Below are 21,627 nucleotides of genomic sequence, written 5' to 3'. Positions count from 1 at the left end.
CCTTCCCTTTAAAAGGGAAGGTGGATTCATCCCGCTGATACGGGATGAAGACGGAAGGGTTTATTCTAAAAATCGATAATTTAGGAATAAAAGAGAATAACAAGAACTATTGAATTGCTCCAAACTAAAAACCACCTCGACTTCTGCTTCTCTACGGAAGCAGAAGCCACTCCTCCTTAAAAAGGAGGAGAAGTTGGTGGGAGCCACATTTTTAAAATGTAGACAAATAATAAAACTAATTGAGAAACAGGAACTGACGAGAAGTTAGAAATGAAAGTATACTCTTTCATTATAACAGCAAACGCAGCTCAAACAAAAATTCCTTCCCTTTCAAAGGGAAGGTGGATTCATCCCGCTGATACGGGATGAAGACGGAAGGGTTTATTCAAAAGCGACGATTTAAGAATTAAAGAGAATAACAAGGACTAATGAATTGAGCCAAACTAAAAACCACTTCGACTTCTGCTTCTCTACGGAAGCAGAAGCCACTCCTCCTTAAAAAGGAGGAGAAGTTAGTTGGTTGCTAAGTTTTTAAATGTAGACAAATAACAAAATTAACCGAGAAGCAAGAAGTGGCAAAAGTTTGATTTTTAACTAAATCTTGAACCGTGTCCAATCAAAAAACTCCTTCGCTTCCGCAAGAAAAGGAGTTTTTTTGGCTCACAGAAAAATAAAAGCCCGAAGGATTATCAATACCTGAGCAATCTTGATTCCCACCTTCAAAAAATTTACGGACGGGCAGACCAGATTCTAATAGCGAAGCGGTCTTGATTCTATTAAAATTTAATCAATATACCCCATTTCTTTCATCCACTCGTTGTTGAACATTTTGCCCACATAACGACTGCCATGATCATGGAATAAAACCACCACCACATCATCTTTAGTAAAATGTTCTTTCAATTGCAATAGACCCTTAATGGCGGCTCCCGCAGAATTGCCTAAGAACATGCCTTCTTTCTTCGCCAATAATTGGGTATAAACTGCGGCGTCCTTATCAGTCACTTTCTCAAAACCGTCAATAATATCAAAATCGACATTTTCAGGAAGAATATCTTCACCAATCCCTTCGGTTACGTAAGGATAAATTTCGTTTTCGTCAAATATTCCGGTCTCGTGATATTTTTTGAAAACACTGCCATAGGTATCAATTCCCCAGACTTTGATATTCGGATTTTGTTCTTTCAGATATTTGCCAACGCCAGAAACCGTTCCGCCAGTCCCTACTCCTACCACAAAATGCGTAATCTTACCGCCCGTTTGTTTCCAGATTTCAGGCCCTGTACTTTCGTAATGCGCTTTTGTATTGCTTAAATTATCGTATTGATTCACGTACCAAGAATTCGGCGTTTCTTCACTCAAACGTTTGGCTACCGAATAATAACTTCTTGGATCGTCTGGTGCTACATCGGTAGGACAAACAACAACCTCTGCACCAACCGCACGGAGGATATCCATTTTCTCTTTGGATTGCTTATCGCTCATCACAAAAATACATTTGTAACCTTTCACGATGGCCACCAAGGCCAATCCCATTCCCGTATTTCCAGATGTGCCTTCTATAATAGTACCTCCAGGCTTCAATCGGCCGTCAGCTTCAGCATCTTCAACCATTTTAACCGCCATTCGATCCTTAACGGAATTGCCGGGATTGAAGGTTTCATATTTAGCCAAAACTAAACATGGTAAATCTTCAGTTAATTTATTGAGTTTGACCAAAGGAGTATTCCCAATGGTTTCAAGAATATTTTCTGCGTAGTGCATGCGTTTTATTTTAAGAATGCAAAGGTAAGTGGAATTTTTGATTTATTAAATTGTAGGTGACACAGAGATTCACAGAGAAATCACGGAGATGCATAAAGTTTTTTGAGATCTGCACCAATCTACACAATCTGCGGGAAAATCATCAAAAGTTATTGCACAAAGTTTCACTGAGACGCACAGTGTTTCGTTGAGAGATCTGCGCCAATCCGCGCAATCTGCGGGAGAAATTCAGCTATCTATTAACTGCTGACTGCGAACTGCTGATTGCAAACTGCCGACTGCTGACCGCAAACTGAACTAATCAAACCGCATCGCCTTAACCGGAGAAATCTTAGTGATGATCACGGAGGGAATTAAAAGCATCAATAAACACACAATGAAGGTTCCCAAATTCAACAACAAAACATAGTCCAAATTGAGATAAACAGGAGCTTCTGAAACATAATAGACTTCGGGATTTAACGGCACCAAACCAAAATATTTTTGTGCAAACAACATTCCCAATCCGATTAAATTTCCCCAGAATAATCCCAACCCAATCAAATAGGTTGCATTATATAAAAACACTTTTCTAATGCTCCAATTATTGCTTCCTAAAGCTTTCAAAATGCCAATCATTTGGGTGCGTTCCAAGATGAGCACCAATAATGCTGTGATCATATTAATACCAGCCACAAGAATCATGATCCCGATAATGCCATAAGTATTATTGTCAAAAATACTGATCCACTCAAAAATAGAGATATATTTTTGCTCCACAGTTGTTGCATCAAGATCAGAAGGGATATTCTGGTAGATTTCCATTCCTTTGGTATCAATCTGTTTAAAATCGTCAATGAACACCTCAAAATTTCCAACTTGATCCTCATTCCATTTATTGAGTCGCTGTACATGGCGAATATCACCCATTAGAAATTTTTCATCCAACTCCTTAAAACCGGAATTATAGATCCCTACGATCTTAAAAGCACGTAAAAAGGGCATCTCATCAATGCTTTCCTTTTTAAAAACCATTTGAAAGCTCTCGTCCAACTTGAATTGCAATCGGTTGGCTAAATATTGTGAAATCAGAACTTCATTGCTCATTTCACCCTTATAATCTGGCAATCTTCCTTCAAGCAGAAACTCTTCAAAATAGCGCCAATCATAATCTGATCCAACACCTTTGAGAACAACCCCTTCAAAATCAGTTGATGTGCGAATGACGCCAAATTTGGTAGCTGTTGCCTGAACATGCCTAATTCCATCAACGCTCTTGAATTCCGGATAAAAATCTTGGTTTTTGCTGATTGGAATTTCTGATTCATCAGACACATTACTATCAAAATTAGTAATGGTCACATGGCCATTGAAAGCCACCACCTTATCTCTTATTTTTTGCTGAAGTCCGATTCCAGTAGCAATGGCGATAAGCATCACCACAATACCAATAGCAATGGCCGCAATACCAATTTTTATTATTGGGGCCGATACACTACTTTTATACGCTTTACTGCCTATAATACGTTTAGCTATAAAAAACTCGTAATTCAAAATTTTAAGATGCGATTAAAGATGTTCAAAAATACATTATTCCCGATAATAACGGTGATTGTTTTGGTATTGATTTCTTGTGGAAATGGAACTAAGAGTACAAAGTATGAAGTACAAAGTACAAAGGTGGTCGACGGAGATCAAAAAACATACAAAAGTAAACTGCCTACTGAAGACTTGCTACTGCCGACTATAGAAGTGGGCGCCAATCAAACGGAAAACTACCTGAAACTATTAGAAACCAAACGGGTTGGTGTTGTTGGGAATCAGTCGAGTGTTATTTTTAAGGACAAAAACCGAAAGAATGATCACGGAGATTACACCCATCTTGTTGATTCACTACTTAGTTTAAACATCAACGTAAAAAAGGTTTTTTCCCCAGAACATGGATTTAGAGGTACCGCTGATGCTGGTGAGAAAATTCAGGATGGTCTCGACCCTAAGACAGGGTTGCCCATCATTTCACTTTATGGCGACAATAAAAAACCAAAACCAGAACAGCTCAAGGGATTGGATGTTTTAGTATTTGACATTCAAGATGTGGGGGTACGTTTTTACACCTATATTTCTACTTTGCATTATGTCATGGAGGCTTGTGCGGAGGCCAACATTCCACTTATTATTTTGGACAGGCCTAACCCAAATGGCCATTACGTAGATGGGCCAGTTTTAGAAAAAGCAAATACCAGTTTTGTGGGAATGCATCCTATCCCAATCGCTCATGGGATGACCATTGGCGAATATGCAAAAATGATCAATGGCGAAAAATGGCTAAATAATGGTGTGCAATGTCAATTGACCGTTATTTCGATGGCAAATTATACACACCAAACGCCTTATAGTTTACCTATTAAACCATCGCCAAATTTACCCAATGACCAATCCATTGCCTTATATCCAAGCTTGTGCTTTTTTGAAGGCACCAATGTGAGTGTCGGGCGCGGGACAAATAAGCAATTCCAAATTTTCGGCAGCCCCGACTTAAACAAGAGTCACTTTACTTTTAGCTTCACGCCACAACCTAATGAAGGTGCAAAAACCCCACCTCAACAAGGAAAAAAATGTTATGGAGAAGATTTAACGCAAGTTGAAGTTAAACCAGGGATAAATTTAGATTATGTTATTGATGCTTATGCACATACGACGGATAAGATCAAATTCTTTAATTCGTTTTTTGTGAAATTGGCTGGCACTACAAAACTTCAGGAGCAAATAGAAAAGGGGCTTTCTGAAAAAGAGATTAAAGCCACTTGGTCAAAAGGACTTGAAGATTTTAAAAAGATTCGGAACAACTATGTACTGTACCAATAGAATAAGGTATTGGTTTCACGATCCTTTATAAGGCCTTGAAAGTTATTTAGAAATGAAGATTGGTAATCAATTGAGCTTTCCTCACATTGACTAAAGAAACTTTACTTTTCCACAGCTCTGAGTTTTTTTCATCTTTTCTAAGTTGGTACGCGGTATAATAAACGAAAGCAAGAAGAGATTCAGTGGTTTCATCAATTTCTGTAACGTCAAATCTTCTCAGTAATCTTAGCACCTTTTTTGGTCTATTTTGAAGAAGGTATTGTGACCATCTCAATAGGCTGATCTTATCTTCAAAATGCTTCGTACCATTGATACTATCAGTTAATAAATATCTTTCGGCATCGTCCAAATACCTCAGACTTAAGTTCACAATGTCTTTTCTTGTTTTTTGATTAACCAAAATAGCATAATCCATATATTTTGAAGCCAACCGATAAGCAGTTCCAAAATTTTTGTGCTCGGAATAATTACGTAACTCAGCATTCAGATAAGAAGTACTCAAACCATAATTGGTTATGAATTGGGATAAATTAAAATAAGCTTCAGGGGAAAATGAGGTATTGACAATATTTAAATTGGGATCCATAATCTTAATATTATCATCTTCAAATTGAAGCATATAACTTCTGCTTTTCGTGTCTTTAATCTCATTATATAATTCTCTATAAAGATTTTCGTCTACTTTTACTGGCACAAAATATTTCCAAATAATCCGAGTGATCTCTTCATTTTTAAACAAGTCGTCAAACAATATTTCGTTCCCATCTGTATCATTCATAATGGCAGGGTATGGAATTGAAGCAGCTTCTTCCCAAATCATGAACAAAAATTTATCTTGAACTAAGGCCGTACGTTTTGCAGCCTCCAAAGAAGTCATCCATTCCTGAGACAAACAAATATTGGACGTTAACATGGTTAACAGTAAAATTAAAACGCCTTTTTTGAAATTCATAAGTTTATAATTTATTACGCTGTTTCACTCCTGCTATAGTATAGAATAATTCTGACAAAACAACAACATTTTTATCACAAATTCATTACTGAGCTGATACCTTCATTTAAGACCCAATGTATCTCCTCTACAAACTTGCTACTTATCTGAATGATCGCAGCGCCGATTGAAAAACCTCAAAAATAAATGTTCTTTCACTTTCGACTATCTGAGAGAAGTTTTCATTTTCCTTATATGTATCTTTGCTCTGCTCTGTGAGATTCTGGGAGCAATCTTATAGAGTGTAAAAATAGCACATTTTGAACTTAAAATTTCCAGCATTATGGAAATGAAAAAAAATGCCATGAGAGATATATTTGGAAAAGCATTATTGGATTATTATAACGGGAATTACACTGAAGACGTTTTTACAGCGACAAATATCTCTGATGAAGATGCATTGCCACTGCCATTCCTCTTCAGAAACTATGAGGAAATGCCAATATTAGAGAAGAAGTCCATGGAACTTGCCAAAGGAAGAGTATTGGACGTCGGCTGCGGCGCAGGAAGTCACGGGTTGTATCTTCAGGAACAAGGCTTTGAAGTAAAAGCTATTGACGTTTCTGAAGGCGCCATTGAGGTTTCGCGAAAACGTGGACTTAAAAATGTAGAAGTAATTGCTCTTTTAGAAGAAACTGAAAAATTTGATACCATTTTGTTATTGATGAATGGTAGTGGAATTTTTCAGGAACTCTCAAAAGTCCCCCTCTATTTGAACCATCTCAAGTCATTATTAAATCCTGGAGGTCAGATATTACTCGATTCCACAGATATCATATACATGTATGAGGATGAGGATGGCGGGATTTGGCAAGACCTGAACGCCAATTACTATGGCGAACTCGATTATCTTGTCAGTTATAAAGGCGAATCAGAACCCCTTACAACCTGGCTCTATCTGGATTTCGAAACTTTGTTGACGGCTTGCAAATCGGTGGGATTAGAATGTGAATTGGTGATGGAGGGTGAGCATTATGATTATTTGGCACGAGTTTATTAACGGTTATTACACAGAGATTCGCGGAGAAGTCACAGAGGTACGCAGAGAATTAATTGTAAATTAAGGTATTTCTGTATAACTCCTCTGTGTAATAATTAAAGAAATAGCAGGTACTTATTGCTTCTCCCCGCCCACAAAGGTTCCTTCCACTTTAATGTTCGGGATCTCATGAACCTCAACGGTCATTATATCTTTATCAAGGATGATAAAATCGGCGAATTTACCTTTTTCGATGCTTCCCTTTTCATTTTCCTCAAAATTTGAATACGCAGCCCATAGCGTCATTCCTTTTAAAGTTTCTTCTCGGGTCAATGCATTTTCCATTTGGTAGCCACCTTCTGGAAACGACTCCAAATCCTGACGTGCTACTGCGGCATAAAAGGTTAAAAACGGACTCACCTGCTCCACCGGGAAATCAGTTCCCAAAGCAACTTTCCCATAAGCGTCCAATAATTGCTTATAAGCGTAAGCACCTTTAATACGTTCTGATCCCAAACGGTCTTCTGCCCAGTACATATCGGATGTGGCATGTGTTGGCTGGATCGATGGCATCACGTTTTTATAGAGTTCGAAATCTTCTGGTGATACAATTTGCGCATGCTCCACACGCCAGCGTCTATCAGATTGACCCTTTAGTACTTTATTATAGGTTTGCAATACCGCATGATTAGCAGAATCGCCGATAGCATGAGTATTCATCTGAAATTCAGAATTTGCAATCCGCTTTGCAGCATCATTAAAAGTTTCCAAATCCGTTACCATCAAACCAAAATGATTTGGCTTATCACTATATGGAGCTCTTAACATTGCTCCTCTTGAACCCAAAGCACCATCGGCATAAAACTTAAAACTGCTCACGTTGAGTTTATCGTTTTTACGAACACCTTTATTCAAATAATAATCTACATTTTCCTTTGACCCAGAAACCATCGCATAAACGCGGATAGTCAAATCGCCAGATTGTTGCAAGCTATCGATAAGCTCAATGGCTTGTCGAGATAAACCAGCGTCATCTACAGTGGTCAATCCATAATCAAAGCAAATTTTCTGAGCATCCAAAAGTGCGTTTATCAACTCTTTTTTTGAAGATTTCGGCCAATGGGCCATCACCAAATTCTCGGCGTTATCTACTAATACTCCTGTCAGCTCTCCATTTTCAATAACCACTTCTCCACCGTCAACCTTGCTGTCAACAGTCACATTGCCCAAATCCAAAGCGGCTTGATTAGCTAAAATAGCATGTCCATCAATACGTGTTAGGACGATTGGCGTATCAGGATACAAGGCGTCCAACAAGGCTTTATTTGGAAATTCCTTGACCTCCCAATTGTTTTGGTCCCAACCACGACCCGTTATGAAGTCGAGGTTTTTCTCATTCTGAAAATCGCTGATGCGCTGAACTATTTCCTCAAAACTTTTAGTACCTACTAGATCGACAGATTGTTGGTTTAGCCCCAATCCCAAAAAATGGCAGTGTGCATCAATAAACCCCGGAACAATGGTTTTCCCATTAACATCGATGATATTGTTGGAAGCATACTTCTCCTGAATAGCTTTGGCACTCCCTATTTCAAGAAATTTTCCATCTTTAATGGCGAAGGCTTCGGCTTTGTCCGAATTGTCATTTACCGTATAAATATTAGCATTGATAATAATCGAATCAACCTCAGTTTTTTCGTTTTCACAAGAAAAAATAAGGGCTAAAAAAAGGAGAACTAATAGTTTTTTCATCTTAATGAATGGTTTGAGTTGGATATTGATTGTCTTGTAAAAATAAGAAAAGCATTCCAAATGAAATGCTTTTCAAAACTTATCTCTTACGTTTTCTGTTTTTCACGTAATCATCTATAGCCTCCTTTGTAGTCAACCAATTCCTGCCTTCCTTATAAGCATCTATCTTTCCTGTACGAGCCAAAAGGCTGATATATTCCTGACCATAGGGAAGATTTTCTTCTTCTACCAAATTGGAAATCTCTGTATATTCTAAGGTGTTCCCTGGCAAAGCATTCAGATAAATGTTTAAGGTACGCTCTATGGCCTGGGACATAAGAAGCATCAACTTTCCATAACGTCCTTTGTTGGCATCATTAAGCGCTGTATAATATTTCACTCGATCATTTGTCAAAATAATAGCAGGCGGAAATCCATGGGTCATCAACAACAAATTCATGGCCAACCGTACGGTCCTACCGTTTCCATCAAAAAATGGATGTATCCAAACAAACCGATGATGAAATACGGCAGAAAGTTCAATAACATTCAAATTTAAAGGATTCTCTTTCGTAAAAGTTAAAAGATCATCCATCAAACCAGACACTTTTACGGCATTTGGAGGCACAAAATTCGCTCCTGAAATACGCACACCACCGTTGCGAAGTCTTCCCGCAAATTCTTCTTCTATGGAATTCAAAACGAGTCCATGTAAAGAAAGGATGTCATGAATGGAAAGTGTTTCACGACGTTCTACTAATTTATAAAGAAGGTTTATGGCTCGTTCATGGTTTTTTGCTTCAAAATGCTCTCGGAGTGATTTCCCTTTTATAGTAATGCCATCTTGCAATACCATTTGGGTTTCTCTTAAACTTAAAGTGTTACCTTCTATACTATTGGAATTATAGGTCCACTCAACAGTCAAAGCCTCCCTGATTTTGTTTAAGGCCAATGAAGGCAAAGGTCGGTGCTTTTTTAATTGCTCCAGTTTCATTTCAAGACGCTCAAAAATAGGCGTCATTTCTTCACGATATGTTAAATCCAAATGTTTCACTTAACAAAGATACTCTTTTTATCGGATACTATCTAAATTATATCTATCCGATATTAATATGATTGAAAATCGCAAGAACCCATTTTAACGGGGAAATATTTATTTTCAACAATGAGCAATACAATTCTTTAATGGAACGTAAGCCTAACCATCAGTTCAAACAGGTGACGCTGATTGCCCATGATGAACGATGATTTAATTTGGCATTCAAATTAGTAAAGAAAATTAAGCGTTTATGTTTCAATGATTTCTACCTGAATCCATACTATATAAAAAAGCACCCAAAATTTGGGTGCTTTAAAGCTCTGGTGGTAGTCGAATAAACTAATTTTCACTTCTCATCATGAGATTCCTGCCTCCGCAGGAATTTGACTCCGTAGGGATTTTTAGAAATCAAATTGATAAGTAGCTCCAGCTAAAAACTGAATCCCTTGAACTGGCGTATTGATCCAGCGTTGATATCTCTTATCTGCAATATTATTGGCCTTTACATAAAATGATAATTGGTCATCAAAACGATAGCCTACGTGAGCATTGGCATCAAAATAACTATCCAAAGTTACGGTTGCCTGTATAGGCGTTATGTCTTGAATGTAACTATACTGCAAAAACTGATCCTTGCGTTCGCCTACATAGAACAAGCCTGCTCCAGCAAACCAGTTTTCGTCAATTTGGTAATCCATAAATAACGATGCTTTAAGATCTGGAAGATTCCATGCCTCTGCTTCGCTACTGGAACTATAGGAGAAATATTCGGCTTTGGCACCCAATTTAAAATTTCGGTTGACATCGACATTTAATTCACCACCAAAGGAAAACGTTTTGACATCATCATGGACTATTCCGAAGGAGTTTCCATATTGATAATCCTCAGTAGCTTCGATAAAAACAGGGTTTGAAGTGTACAAGGCTTTATTAAACTCATTCATATAACGGCCGCTCACGCTATAGCTTATGCTATTGGACAATTTCCCTTTTAAGCCGGCTGACAAATTGTATTTTTGATCGGTGGGACTGATATAAAGTGTAGGTGATACAAATGGATTCTCTTGGGCAAAATCATAATATGAATGTTGTTGGAGTCCACCTTCAAGACCGCCAAAAGCAATCATCAACTCGTCCACCACTCTGAAAGTTGCCGTAATATTAGGATAAATATGCAATTTACTCGCTCCGAAATCGCCCGTATTATTCTTATATACCAGATTCACACCTAAATTCAGTGTTAAATCATCTTGGGTCAATTGATAACTTGGTGCAATTCCGAAACTTACGTTGCCGTAGTTTATTTTATTGTCCGTATAAAAATTTCTATCAAAAGATCCGTTGATATAATCGATAGTAACTTCGGTAGAAATCAATTCATCCTGAAATGGGATATCTGCAGTTGCTTTTACCACAAAGCGGTTTTCACCCGAACCTTGGTTGTCGCCAAATCTTCTGTAGCGTGCACTGGCATCATTAATTAGATAATCATGAAACTTCACTTTAGCCCCAACATTTCCACCATAAAATGTGTGACTTACATTTAGCGTGTCAGCCGTTGTAGCATCAAAATAAGGCTGCGGCAAGCCATACCAATTGTATTTTTGAAATAAACCGCCAGCTTCTATAGTCCAAGACAGATCTCTAAGGCGTTGACTGTAATTCACATTCAGCTTGGTGTCAATAAAATCATCGTCCAAAAGTACGCCATCAATACCACCACTCGAGGAATGGTGCGTAAAATAGCCACCTACATTCTCTCCTCTACCCAACTCATGATTTAAATACACTTCGCCCAAAACCGTGGTGTAGGTGCCGACACCCAAGGTGGCATAATTATCATATAATTTAACCGCTTTAGGCCTGTTGACCGTGGCCGCTTTTCCTTTTGCCGGAGTAAATGTTGACGCCACGGGAATTGAAAAAATATTGTATTTAATCTCTTTTTTCGTGGTATTGACATCATCGTCCAGCACTGGAGTTTCCTTTATTTTAAAGGCATCTGCAACCGTTGGCGTATAAGGTTTGACAACATTGACCACTTCAGAATCCAAAGTGTCTTTTGTGCGTTCTTGTGCAAAAGATGCAGTGCTTATCAGAACTGCGATGAGGGAAATATATTTGATTTGTTTTAGCATTGTTTATTTCGTGTTAATTTCCAAAAATAAAATTCCAAATTCCAACCGTTACTGACATTCATAATCGAGAAATATTCCAGAAAACGTTGCCTTGACAGGAATTTAGTTTTCTGTTGTGATTGATGAATTTGTTTTTGCTTCTTGTGCTTTAATGTTACTGAGTTGCGCTTGTGCTTCCTGAACCACATCTTTAAATTCGGGGAAGTTTGTAATTACACTCTCCAAAATATAAGTGGCTTGGAACGCATCTTTAAGTGCATAAAAATTCTTGGCCATAAGCACCAGACCTTTTGCACTGAAGTATTTGTAACTTCCGTAATCTTTAGCCAATTTCTGAGTGGTTGCATTAGAAGCTTCGTAATCACCTTCCTTGTTTTTAAAGTAGGCGTTGTAATACAAAGCTTCAGCAGCCAAAGCGCCTGTGGCTATTTTTTCAACTGTGGCGTATGCTGATTTCGCTTTAGATTCATTCCCCGTTTTAATGGCAGAACGCGCAATAATGATCTGTGCGTCACTTTTAACCTTATTATCTAATTTGGATCCTGATAACACCTTTTCAGCATAACTTTCTGCGTCCTTGTATTTCTCCTGTTGGTAGTAGGCATTCATCAGGTTAGACTGTGCATAAATGATGTTCTGTGGATAATTGGCTTCTATTTCCAATTGCTTTAACAGCGGAATGGCTTTGTTCCATTGTGAACCGTTCAAATAAATCTCTGATAGTTTGACGATGGCTTGCTCCGTATATTCACTTTTAGGTCTGTTAACTACAAACTCATAATGTGGTTGTGCAGTTTCTGGCAAGGATTTTTTAGTATATAATTCCCCTAAATAAAAGTGCGATTTTAAAGCATGCATCCCATTAGGAAATTGATTTAGGTACCCATTAAATTGTTTGATGGCATTATCAGTCTTGTTTTCCAAATATTGTTTTTCTGCCGCCAAGTAAGTGGTATTGTCCAAATCAGCATCGGTCACTTCAACAAAATCCAAAGTTTTCACCCAGGCCGCATATTCGTCAACCCTTCCCGTATCAATATAAATCAATCGGGATGTGGATACTGCTTGAACGGCTTCTTCACTACTTGGATAATTTCTGGCAACGTTTTTAAATTTGTTCAAAGCTTGTTCGTTTTGACCAGCATTGTAATAAATAAGACCTTGTCTCAAAATTGATCTCGAAATGAACACAGAATTCTTGTACTCCGAATTCAATCGGTCATACATGGCAATCGCTTTATCATTCTGATTGGCTTTCACATAAGAATTTGCCAATTCATACATCGCATCATCTCTTAAAGACGATTTGCTGTATCTGTTTATAAAACTGTTCAGTTCCTGGATCTTTGTATTATCCTGTCCGATATAGCCATAACTCATCGCTTTTTGAAAATCGGCATAATCAGGTTCAATTTGTTTAAGGGCGATGGCTTTATCATAAGCGCCAATCGCATCCTTATAATCAGACGATACAAAATAACCATCTGCCAATCTCAAATAAGCGTCATTCAATCGCAATTTATCATCCTTACTTTGGTTGACAAATGTTTTGAAATGTTCGGTCGATTTTGAATAATTTTTCTGTTTGAAATAGGTATAGCCCAAATTATAATCGATGTTGGTCATCTCTGGTGTTGTAGCAGCTTCATTTTGTTGTTTAAACTGTCTAAAACCGATTAAGGCCTCATCATAATTCCCAATATTATAATCAGATTCTGCTTTCCAAAACGTGGCTCTTGCGGTAAATTTTGCGTCACGTGGTTCCTTTAAGGATTTTTCAAACAGGTTTTTTGCTGATCTATAATCGCCTTCATTATACACTTCAATTCCTCTGTAAAAAGCAACCTTTTGATAAGCGACTTTATTTTCAAAGCTGTTTTTACCTTCCAACAATCTTAAGGCTTCCTTATAATTTTTTGAGGTGATATAAGAGTCAATCAATAAGGTTTCAATTTCAGCTTTGCTTGCAGTTTGTGGATATTTCTCCAAATAACTGGTCAGCACCTGCGGCACCGATTGGTATGGATTTCCTATTTCATAACTCAACTTTGCATAGTTCAACCAAGCATCTTCTTGGATTTTAAGATCATAATCCATTTGAGAAGCATTTCTAAACGCATTCAATGCTTCTTGTTTTTTGTCCAAATTGACATAGCTTTCACCTAAATGGTAGTATGCATTTTGTGCGACACTATCATTCCCCCCAATTATTTTATTGAATTCAGAAATGGCTTTCTCAAAATCATTTTGCTTGTAATAGGCGTAACCCAATTGGTAATAATCGGTATTGCTCCATTTTCCTCTTTTACCGTTATATGCGGTCAAATATGGAATGGCTTCCTTATATTTTTGGAGGTTGAAATAACTTTCGCCAATGATTTTAGACAATTCCGACTTTTCACTCGGATTGCTCTTTTTCATTTGTGCTTCGGCAAGCTTTATTGCCTCTTCAAATTTGCCGAGCTTAAAGTTCAAATCCGCTTGGTAGTATGAAAGTTTCTCTTGATATTTTTCATTATCGCTGACTTGTTCAAAATATTCATTGGCCCGATCATAATCGTCACCTTCGTAAGCCATAAATCCGATATAATATTTGGCTTGTGAGCCATATTCCTTCGAATTCACGACACGATTAAAATATTTTTGTGCTTCCGCCTGGTCCTTTGTTGAATACAGGCTGTAGCCGTAATTGAACGAGAATCGATCCCGTTCAGCAGCACCAATACTACCTTCGTCAACTTTTTCATACCATTTTCTGGCATGGGCGTATCTTCCGCTATCAAAGTAATAGTCGGCTACATCCATAAACGCAGAATTCCGTTTGGTACTGGTTGGATGTTTTTCAACAAAGTCCTCAATAAGCGCATCGGCGTTAATCTGGTTGAGCCGCACTGCACAATTTGCGTAGTAGTAGGTGCAATCAGCAATCAACTGTTCATTATCGGTCGCATCTTTCACCTTATCAAACATACTTTGTGCTGCTTGATATTGTTTGTTGTTATATAACGTAAGTGCTTTTTGATAATCAACAAGTTCATTGGTATAAGTTGCCGATTGTTGCGCGTAAGTATGTCCTATAAGTAATAGGAAACCTACTAAAAGTGAGAGTTTTTTATTAAGCATTAAATTTGTTTTTTTTGACGATCAAAGATACTTGAATCTTAAAGCTATAACGAAGGATTTTTTTTTTAATTATACACGAAGTTATTAAAAGAGAAGTTGACGGTTTTTAGTGGGTAGTGGGTAGTATTTAGTCTTCAGTCAGCATTCTTCAGTCAGCAGTAAGTAGTAATTAGTAGTCAGTCGGAAATTGGAATATTTAGTCAATAGACAAAAGATGTCAGGAGATAAAAACTATCACACCACTCCTATGTTTGAAAATCCATTGTTTTATATTGGTAGATTGAAAGACTACTTCGTGAAATAGCTGGTAAAATATAAAAAAAAACAATTATTCGTGCACCCGCCTGAACGTACGGGCAGGTTCTTGGCTCAAACATTTATAGAAACACTATGCGACTTATTCAAAATCATCTGCCGAAAAGAGTTTTATAAGCGTAGCGCAAAAAAGCTTCCGACCGATAAACTGCCCCATTAACTTCCAACTGCAAACTGCCGACTGCCGACTGCCGACTGCCAAAAAATCACTCATCCTCCCCATAGATCAATGCGATAAAATCGTCTTTTGAAATATCTCCAAAGTACTCATTTATCTCGATCTCTTTCAGTAATTCTATAATATCTGCTTGGTCATAACGAGCGCCACTAAGTAGTTTTTCAAGATTTTCTACAGGCTCTTTTCCAAAGAAATCTCCAAAAACCTTAAATTCTGTAATATGTCCTTTCTCAACGAATATTCGGAGATCAATTTCTCCAATAGCAAAACGTTTGCTGCGTTGAATGTTGAATTTTGGAGAACGGCCATAGTTCCAATCCCAGGTATCATACTTTTCTTCCTTTAATTGGTGAACTGCTTTCCATTCGTCAGCCGTGAGATGGTAGCTTTCAAAAGCTTCACTTTGATCGTAGAGGCCCTCGAGTAATAACTGTCGAAAATCCTCAATTTTCAATGGGTCATTTAAAAATTCTGTGATGTTAGCGACGCGACTTCGCACCGATTTATGGCCTTTGGATTGAATTTTACTCATTTTTACGTTCAGTGCATTGGCAACTTCACCTAAATCTGTATTATACAATAAAGTCCCGTGACTGACCATCCGCTTGCCCGTAGAAAACTGAGCTGTTCCGGAGATCTTTTTGTCATCCACCTCAATGTCATTCCGACCTTTCAATTCGGCATTCAATCCCAAACCGTTCAAAACCTTAATGACTGGAGCCGTGAACTTTTTGAAATTACTCAAACTTTTGACATCGTGATTGGTAATGAAACTAAAGTTGAGATTGCCAAAATCATGATATACCGCGCCCCCACCAGAAATTCGTCTTACAATATGAATGTTGTTTTCCTCAACATAATTGTGGTTGATCTCCTCCAATGTATTTTGATTACGGCCTATAATGATGGAAGGTTCATTGATATAAAACAGCAGATAATCGTTCTCAGCACTAAAATTTCGCAGTGCATATTCCTCCAAGGCCAAGTTTAGCTTCGGATTGGTATTGCCTTCATTTTCTATAAAAATCATGGTAGTGGTTTGTTTTGCACAAAGATAATTAATTGTTGGCAGGAAATGGGATGAGGGATTAGGGATTTAGGACCTGCCCGAACGTACTTTTTCCTACCCAAATAAGTCCGTTCTGGCGGGCAGGTTAGGGATTAGGCATGAGGAATTAGCATTCGGCACATACAAAGGGCAGGAAGGAGGTTGAAGTTGAAAATGAAAATGAAATTGATAGTGGAAACGCGAAACCTGCTTGCCCGAAACTTTTGTATATGCGGGAAGCGAAGCGGAGGTGGGAAACTCGGAACTCGGAACTTGGAATTTCCTTGCGATAAGCTTAGTTTTACAAAAAATTGAATTCCATGAAATTTTCGATTACCAAGTTAAAGGCTGCTTTTGGCACTAATAAATCTGTTGAAGAACAACATGACAACACCTATACTGAAGCTATTATTAATGATGTTGAAGGTGCGCCTTTTGCGATGTCAAATACCAACGTCATGTACGCTGGAATGAGCGAATTAGCTGGTTACCATTATTTTAAAACCATCATTATTGGCACTTTTAAGATTAAAACGTTTAAAGGCGCAAAACTGATTATAAATGGAGAGGGTTTTAAATTGGAACTAAAATCGGATATGCTCGAATTGAATTCTGAGTCCTCTGCCGTTCCTAACCGAAATATTACGGCCATTGATTTTGAAATTGATGAAGAAGACCTCCCAAAAATCAGTAGATCGAAAATTCAGTCTCTTGAACTTTCAGCTAAAAAAGAAAAAATAGTTTTCGATATTATAGAAAATACGAAAGAGGAGGAAGAATAAAAGTTATTTCGGAGCGAGACACAGAATTTTATGGAGTTTCCCATAGAGAAAAGAGAATAAAAGCTTCCTTGTCCGGTATTTTTGTGATGACAGCAAACTGAAAATGAGACTTAGAACCATCCAAATTATCACTTAAAACTGACAACCGAAAACTGACAACCGCCTTCCGACAGCTACCTTCTACCCACTTTTCAACAAATAACTGAGCCTGCCTACTGCTGACTGCCAACTACCCACTGATATCTCAATTCGCCACTTCACTAATAAATTTAATTCGGTATAATCGTAATTCCTCATCGTCGTAATCGCCATCAAATTCATCTATCGCCACATCAATTTTATCGGTTTTTGATTCCATAAAATAATCATGGATTTCTTCTTGCTGCTCTTCGTCCAAAATATCATCAATCCAATAACTAATGTTCAATTTAGTCCCAGAATAGACTATAGCTTCCAATTCTTTAATAAAATCCTTCATATTCATCCCTTTAGCTGACGCAATATCATCCAAAGGTAATTTACGGTCGACATTCTGTATAATATAGAGTTTTAAAGCCGAATTGCTACCCGTACTCTTGACCACCAAGTCGTCTGGTCTGATGATATCATTTTCCTCAACATATTCTGCAATAAGGGCAATAAAATCCTTACCGTATTTTTTTGCTTTCCCATCTCCTACCCCATGAACATTACTCAACTCCTCTAAGGTAATCGGATATTTCAGAGCCATATCTTCCAAAGAAGGATCCTGAAAAATAACAAACGGAGGTACCCCTATTCTTTTGGCATTTCGTTTTCTTAAATCTTTCAACATGGCCATCAGTTGTTCATCAGCCACAGCACCTTCACCTTTTGAAGCTGTAATGATCCCCTCATCCGTAGTCTCGTCAAACACATGATCTTCCGACATCATGAATGACGTAGGCGATTTTAAGAATTCTCTCCCACTATCCATCAAGCGCAGAACACCATAAGTTTCAATATCCTTTTTCAATAGTCCTGCCACCAATACCTGACGGATCAATGCCATCCAATAGCGCTTATCCTTATCTTTTCCAACACCAAAAAATGGCATCGTATCAGTTCTATGGGATGCAATCAATGCATTCGATTTCCCGGTAATGACGTGTACCAAATCCTTCGATTTATATTTATCGTTGGTCTGATCTACGGTCTCCAACAAAATGACAACATCGTCCTGTGCTTCAAATTGCTTTTTAGGATAGCGAACATTATCGTCCATATCACCACCATCACCCGTTTCGTTGTCAAACTCTTCCCCGAAATAATGGAGAATAAATTTCCTCCTCGACAATGAACTTTCGGCAAAAGCAACCACTTCCTGAAGTAAAGCGTGTCCAATCTCCTGTTCGGCAACAGGTTTACCCGCCATAAATTTCTCCAGTTTCTCAATATCTTTGTAGGCATAAAAGGCCAAACAATGACCTTCTCCACCGTCACGTCCCGCACGACCTGTTTCTTGATAATAACTTTCTATACTTTTAGGAATATCATGATGGATTACAAAACGAACGTCGGGTTTATCGATGCCCATTCCAAACGCAATAGTAGCAACCACCACATCCACATCTTCCATCAAAAACATATCCTGATGTCTCACTCTGGTTTTTGCATCCAATCCGGCGTGATAAGGCACCGCCTTAATCCCGTTGACTTGTAACACCTGAGCCAGTTCTTCAACACGTTTGCGACTCAAACAATAGATAATTCCCGACTTTCCATCATTCTGTTTCACAAATCTGATAATATCAGAATCTACATTCTTTGTTTTTGGTCGGACTTCATAATAAAGGTTTGGCCTATTAAAAGACGCTTTAAATGTATTGGCTCCGGTAATGTCCAAACTTTTAAGAATGTCTTCCTGAACCTTAGGCGTAGCAGTAGCAGTCAACCCAATGATGGGAATATTATCTCCAATACGCTTTATTATATGTCTAAGATTTCTATATTCTGGCCTGAAATCATGTCCCCACTCACTAATACAATGCGCCTCATCAACAGCCATAAACGAAATGGTCACGGACCTTAAAAATTCAACATTCTCTTCTTTGGTCAATGATTCTGGAGCAACATAAAGCAGTTTTGTAATCCCGCTTTTTATGTCCTCTTTAACCTGTTTAATTTCAGTTTTGTTCAATGATGAATTCAACACATGGGCAACGCCCTCATGTTGTGATACAGCTCTAATAGCGTCCACCTGATTTTTCATTAGTGCAATTAAAGGTGATACTATAATTGCGGTGCCTTCTTTTATCAATGCAGGTAATTGATAGCACAACGACTTTCCACCTCCTGTTGGCATAATAACAAAAGTATCGTCTCCTTTAACCAAACTCTTAATAACGCTTTCCTGAAGACCCTTGAATTTAGAAAATCCAAAGTATTTTTTTAGTGCTGCATGTAAGTCAATTTCTTCTTTACTCATTAATCCCTATTAGTATTTTATATACATTTGCATTGGATTAAAGATACTAAAATTCTTTAGATGCATCAAACCCAAAAATCAATAAATTTTGAATATTAAAAATTCGATCCTAAACACTGCAAAAAAGACCATTGACTTAGAGAGTTCTGCTATCTCCAATCTTGCCAATTTATTGACTGACGACTTTGCTGATGCCGTAGAACTTATTTACAACTCAAAAGGAAGGGTCATTATCACAGGCATAGGAAAAAGTGCCATTATTGCCAATAAAATCGTAGCCACATTAAACTCCACAGGTACACCAGCTGTTTTTATGCATGCTGCAGATGCCATTCATGGCGATTTAGGACTTGTTTTGCAAGATGATGTGGTGATTTGTATATCTAAAAGCGGGAATACGCCAGAAATAAAGGTTTTAATCCCTTTATTGAAAAGCGCCAAGAACAAAATGATTGCCATCACTGGAAACATAACATCCTATTTGGGGCAACAAGCGGACTATGTTTTAAATACTCACGTTGAGCAGGAAGCCTGCCCAAATAACTTAGCCCCCACAACCAGTACCACTGCGCAATTGGTTATGGGTGATGCCCTTGCTATTTGCCTGGTGGAATTAAGAGGATTTTCAAGTAAGGATTTTGCCAAATACCATCCCGGTGGTGCCTTGGGTAAGCGTTTGTATTTACGAGTGAACGATCTATCCTCCGTTAATCAAAAACCTCAAGTAGGTATAGATACCAATGTGAAACAGGTCATTGTTGAAATTTCCGAAAAAATGCTGGGTGTGACAGCTGTTGTGGAAGACGAAAAAATCATCGGCATCATTACTGATGGCGATTTAAGACGAATGCTCACCAAGAGCGACGCCTTTATTCACTTGACCGCAAAAGACATCATGAGTTCCAACCCCAAAACAATAGATGAAAATGCGATGGCCGTCGATGCATTGGAGCAAATGGAAACTAATGGAATCTCACAACTTTTGGTAGAAAATGAAGGCAAGTATGCTGGTGTAGTGCATCTACATGATCTTATCAAAGAAGGAATTATCTAATGACAAAAACAACTTCCAATGAGATGTCCTTTTTAGACCATCTCGAAGACTTACGCTGGCACCTCATCCGGATTACTTTAAGCATTGTTATTGCAGGATCAGTTGCATTCATTTTTTCACGATGGATTTTCGATGTCATTATTTTCGGTCCGAAAAGCATGGATTTCCCTACGTATAAATATCTGTGTAAACTATCAACGTTTTTAAATATCGATTCTACATTTTGTGCGGATGCATTTCCGTTTACCATTCAAAGTAGAACGATGGGTGGCCAATTTTCCGCCGATATCTGGACCTCTATTTTTGCTGGGTTCATCATTGCATTCCCTTATATCATCTATCAGCTCTGGAGCTTTATTAGCCCTGGACTTTTGGAAAATGAACGCAAAAACTCCCGTGGCTTTATTGTCGTATCATCTTTATTGTTCTTTATGGGTGTATTGTTTGGCTATTATGTCATTACCCCGTTATCCATCAACTTTTTAGGCACCTATTCTGTAAGTAGTGAAATTACAAACCAATTTGATATCAGTTCCTATATCAGCTTAGTGAGATCCTCCTCTATTGCGGCAGGATTTGTATTTGAATTGCCAATCATTATCTATTTTCTGACCAAGGTTGGCCTCGTTACCCCACAGATTCTTAAAAAATATAGAAAATACGCTTTGGTGGGCGTTCTGATTATTTCTGCAGTCATCACACCTCCAGATGTGGCAAGTCAGGTGATTGTCGCCATTCCTATTTTAGTATTGTATCAAGTAAGTATCTATATTTCCGCCATCGTGGTGAGAAACCAAAAGCGACAAGAAAAACGTAAAAACAAGAAACATGTCTGATATTGTAAATGAGTTTAATGACTATCGCACCAAAATGAACGATAAAATTTTAGGCGATGGCAATAACAAGATCATCAAGCGGATTTTTAATCTCGACACCAATGCCTATGCAGAAGGTGCATTGGACGTCAAAACCAAAGAACTCTTGGGTTTGGTGGCTTCTACAGTATTGCGATGTGATGATTGCATTAAATACCACTTGGAAACAAGCTACAAACAAGGACTTACCAAAGCTGAAATCAACGAAGCACTCGGCATAGCCACGTTGGTGGGCGGCACCATTGTGATTCCGCATCTTCGTAGGGCTTACGAATTTTGGGAAGCTTTAGAAGCTCAAGGTTAAACTTTTTATAAAAAGG

15 protein-coding genes are annotated in these 21,627 nt (G+C 38.0%); 6 read left to right on the top strand and 9 right to left on the bottom strand.

Annotated features, from left to right (window positions below):
- Positions 1 to 783: 783 nt before the first annotated feature.
- The gene (locus tag J4051_RS05260; protein WP_208232805.1) at positions 784 to 1,764 is read right to left on the bottom strand and encodes a PLP-dependent cysteine synthase family protein; all 981 of its coding nucleotides are present in this window, start codon (positions 1,762 to 1,764) and stop codon (positions 784 to 786) included.
- 297 nt (positions 1,765 to 2,061) lie between these two features.
- Positions 2,062 to 3,297, bottom strand: coding sequence for an ABC transporter permease (locus J4051_RS05255; protein WP_208232804.1), 1,236 nt, complete (start codon positions 3,295 to 3,297; stop codon positions 2,062 to 2,064).
- A 21-nt stretch (positions 3,298 to 3,318) separates the two neighbouring features.
- Here J4051_RS05255 and J4051_RS05250 point away from each other — a divergent pair, with 21 nt between their 5' ends.
- Positions 3,319 to 4,608 (top strand): exo-beta-N-acetylmuramidase NamZ family protein, encoded by a 1,290-nt coding sequence (locus J4051_RS05250; RefSeq protein ID WP_236027237.1) that lies wholly within the window; start codon positions 3,319 to 3,321, stop codon positions 4,606 to 4,608.
- A 46-nt stretch (positions 4,609 to 4,654) separates the two neighbouring features.
- On the opposite strand, the gene J4051_RS05245 is transcribed toward J4051_RS05250, so the two are convergent.
- Positions 4,655 to 5,560: a hypothetical protein gene (locus tag J4051_RS05245; protein ID WP_208232802.1), complete on the bottom strand. Its 906-nt coding sequence runs from the start codon at positions 5,558 to 5,560 to the stop codon at positions 4,655 to 4,657.
- Between the two features lie 343 nt (positions 5,561 to 5,903).
- Here J4051_RS05245 and J4051_RS05240 point away from each other — a divergent pair, with 343 nt between their 5' ends.
- Complete coding sequence (locus J4051_RS05240; RefSeq protein WP_208232831.1) at positions 5,904 to 6,599, top strand: class I SAM-dependent methyltransferase; 696 nt, start codon at positions 5,904 to 5,906, stop codon at positions 6,597 to 6,599.
- A 114-nt stretch (positions 6,600 to 6,713) separates the two neighbouring features.
- Here J4051_RS05240 and J4051_RS05235 read toward each other — a convergent pair whose 3' ends face one another.
- From J4051_RS05235 to J4051_RS05215, 5 genes are all read right to left on the bottom strand, one after another.
- Positions 6,714 to 8,330, bottom strand: a complete 1,617-nt coding sequence (locus tag J4051_RS05235) for an amidohydrolase (RefSeq protein WP_208232801.1) — start codon at positions 8,328 to 8,330, stop codon at positions 6,714 to 6,716.
- A gap of 79 nt (positions 8,331 to 8,409) precedes the next feature.
- A complete protein-coding gene (locus J4051_RS05230) occupies positions 8,410 to 9,363 on the bottom strand; it encodes a Fic family protein (protein WP_208232800.1) in 954 nt (317 codons plus the stop codon).
- Positions 9,364 to 9,749: 386 nt separating this feature from the next.
- Positions 9,750 to 11,486 carry a porin family protein gene (locus tag J4051_RS05225; RefSeq protein WP_208232799.1) on the bottom strand — a complete coding sequence of 579 codons (1,737 nt, stop codon included), beginning with the start codon at positions 11,484 to 11,486 and terminating at the stop codon, positions 9,750 to 9,752.
- A 102-nt stretch (positions 11,487 to 11,588) separates the two neighbouring features.
- Positions 11,589 to 14,609 carry a tetratricopeptide repeat protein gene (locus J4051_RS05220; RefSeq protein WP_208232798.1) on the bottom strand — a complete coding sequence of 1,007 codons (3,021 nt, stop codon included), beginning with the start codon at positions 14,607 to 14,609 and terminating at the stop codon, positions 11,589 to 11,591.
- A gap of 521 nt (positions 14,610 to 15,130) precedes the next feature.
- The gene (locus J4051_RS05215; protein ID WP_208232797.1) at positions 15,131 to 16,132 is read right to left on the bottom strand and encodes a lipoate--protein ligase; all 1,002 of its coding nucleotides are present in this window, start codon (positions 16,130 to 16,132) and stop codon (positions 15,131 to 15,133) included.
- 338 nt (positions 16,133 to 16,470) lie between these two features.
- On the opposite strand from J4051_RS05215, the gene J4051_RS05210 reads away from it, so the two are divergent.
- The gene (locus J4051_RS05210) at positions 16,471 to 16,932 is read left to right on the top strand and encodes a hypothetical protein (protein ID WP_208232796.1); all 462 of its coding nucleotides are present in this window, start codon (positions 16,471 to 16,473) and stop codon (positions 16,930 to 16,932) included.
- Positions 16,933 to 17,176: 244 nt separating this feature from the next.
- Here the strand turns inward: J4051_RS05210 and recQ are convergent, their stop codons facing one another.
- Entirely contained in the window at positions 17,177 to 19,378 is a 2,202-nt protein-coding gene (recQ, locus tag J4051_RS05205; protein ID WP_208232795.1) for a DNA helicase RecQ, read from the bottom strand.
- Between the two features lie 88 nt (positions 19,379 to 19,466).
- On the opposite strand from recQ, the gene J4051_RS05200 reads away from it, so the two are divergent.
- Genes J4051_RS05200 through J4051_RS05190 form a run of 3 tightly spaced genes read left to right on the top strand, consistent with a single transcriptional unit; the run spans position 19,467 to position 21,611 of the window.
- Positions 19,467 to 20,432: a KpsF/GutQ family sugar-phosphate isomerase gene (locus J4051_RS05200; protein WP_208232794.1), complete on the top strand. Its 966-nt coding sequence runs from the start codon at positions 19,467 to 19,469 to the stop codon at positions 20,430 to 20,432.
- Positions 20,432 to 21,268: a twin-arginine translocase subunit TatC gene (tatC, locus tag J4051_RS05195; protein ID WP_208232793.1), complete on the top strand. Its 837-nt coding sequence runs from the start codon at positions 20,432 to 20,434 to the stop codon at positions 21,266 to 21,268. The genes J4051_RS05200 and tatC overlap by 1 nt, the downstream gene beginning before the upstream one ends.
- On the top strand, positions 21,261 to 21,611 hold the full coding sequence (locus J4051_RS05190; RefSeq protein WP_208232792.1) for a carboxymuconolactone decarboxylase family protein: 351 nt from the start codon (positions 21,261 to 21,263) through the stop codon (positions 21,609 to 21,611). Before tatC ends, J4051_RS05190 begins: the two co-directional genes overlap by 8 nt.
- Positions 21,612 to 21,627 lie beyond the last annotated feature (16 nt).

It is taken from the genome of Gelidibacter pelagius, assembly GCF_017581925.1.
Taxonomy (GTDB): domain Bacteria; phylum Bacteroidota; class Bacteroidia; order Flavobacteriales; family Flavobacteriaceae; genus Gelidibacter; species Gelidibacter pelagius.
The sequence above is the reverse complement of the archived record's forward strand: the minus strand, read 5'-3'. Positions and strand labels throughout refer to the sequence as shown.

Bases quoted from the DNA above. Each gene is read 5' to 3' on its own strand.
- J4051_RS05235 (WP_208232801.1), bottom strand. From the start codon at position 8,330: ATGAAAAAACTATTAGTTCTCCTTTTTTTAGCCCTTATTTTTTCTTGT.
- J4051_RS05260 (WP_208232805.1), bottom strand. From the start codon at position 1,764: ATGCACTACGCAGAAAATATTCTTGAAACCATTGGGAATACTCCTTTG.
- J4051_RS05190 (WP_208232792.1), top strand. From the start codon at position 21,261: ATGTCTGATATTGTAAATGAGTTTAATGACTATCGCACCAAAATGAAC.
- J4051_RS05245 (WP_208232802.1), bottom strand. From the start codon at position 5,560: ATGAATTTCAAAAAAGGCGTTTTAATTTTACTGTTAACCATGTTAACG.
- J4051_RS05225 (WP_208232799.1), bottom strand. From the start codon at position 11,486: ATGCTAAAACAAATCAAATATATTTCCCTCATCGCAGTTCTGATAAGC.
- J4051_RS05210 (WP_208232796.1), top strand. From the start codon at position 16,471: ATGAAATTTTCGATTACCAAGTTAAAGGCTGCTTTTGGCACTAATAAA.
- J4051_RS05220 (WP_208232798.1), bottom strand. From the start codon at position 14,609: ATGCTTAATAAAAAACTCTCACTTTTAGTAGGTTTCCTATTACTTATA.
- J4051_RS05250 (WP_236027237.1), top strand. From the start codon at position 3,319: ATGTTCAAAAATACATTATTCCCGATAATAACGGTGATTGTTTTGGTA.
- J4051_RS05215 (WP_208232797.1), bottom strand. From the start codon at position 16,132: ATGATTTTTATAGAAAATGAAGGCAATACCAATCCGAAGCTAAACTTG.
- J4051_RS05240 (WP_208232831.1), top strand. From the start codon at position 5,904: ATGAGAGATATATTTGGAAAAGCATTATTGGATTATTATAACGGGAAT.
- tatC (WP_208232793.1), top strand. From the start codon at position 20,432: ATGACAAAAACAACTTCCAATGAGATGTCCTTTTTAGACCATCTCGAA.
- recQ (WP_208232795.1), bottom strand. From the start codon at position 19,378: ATGAGTAAAGAAGAAATTGACTTACATGCAGCACTAAAAAAATACTTT.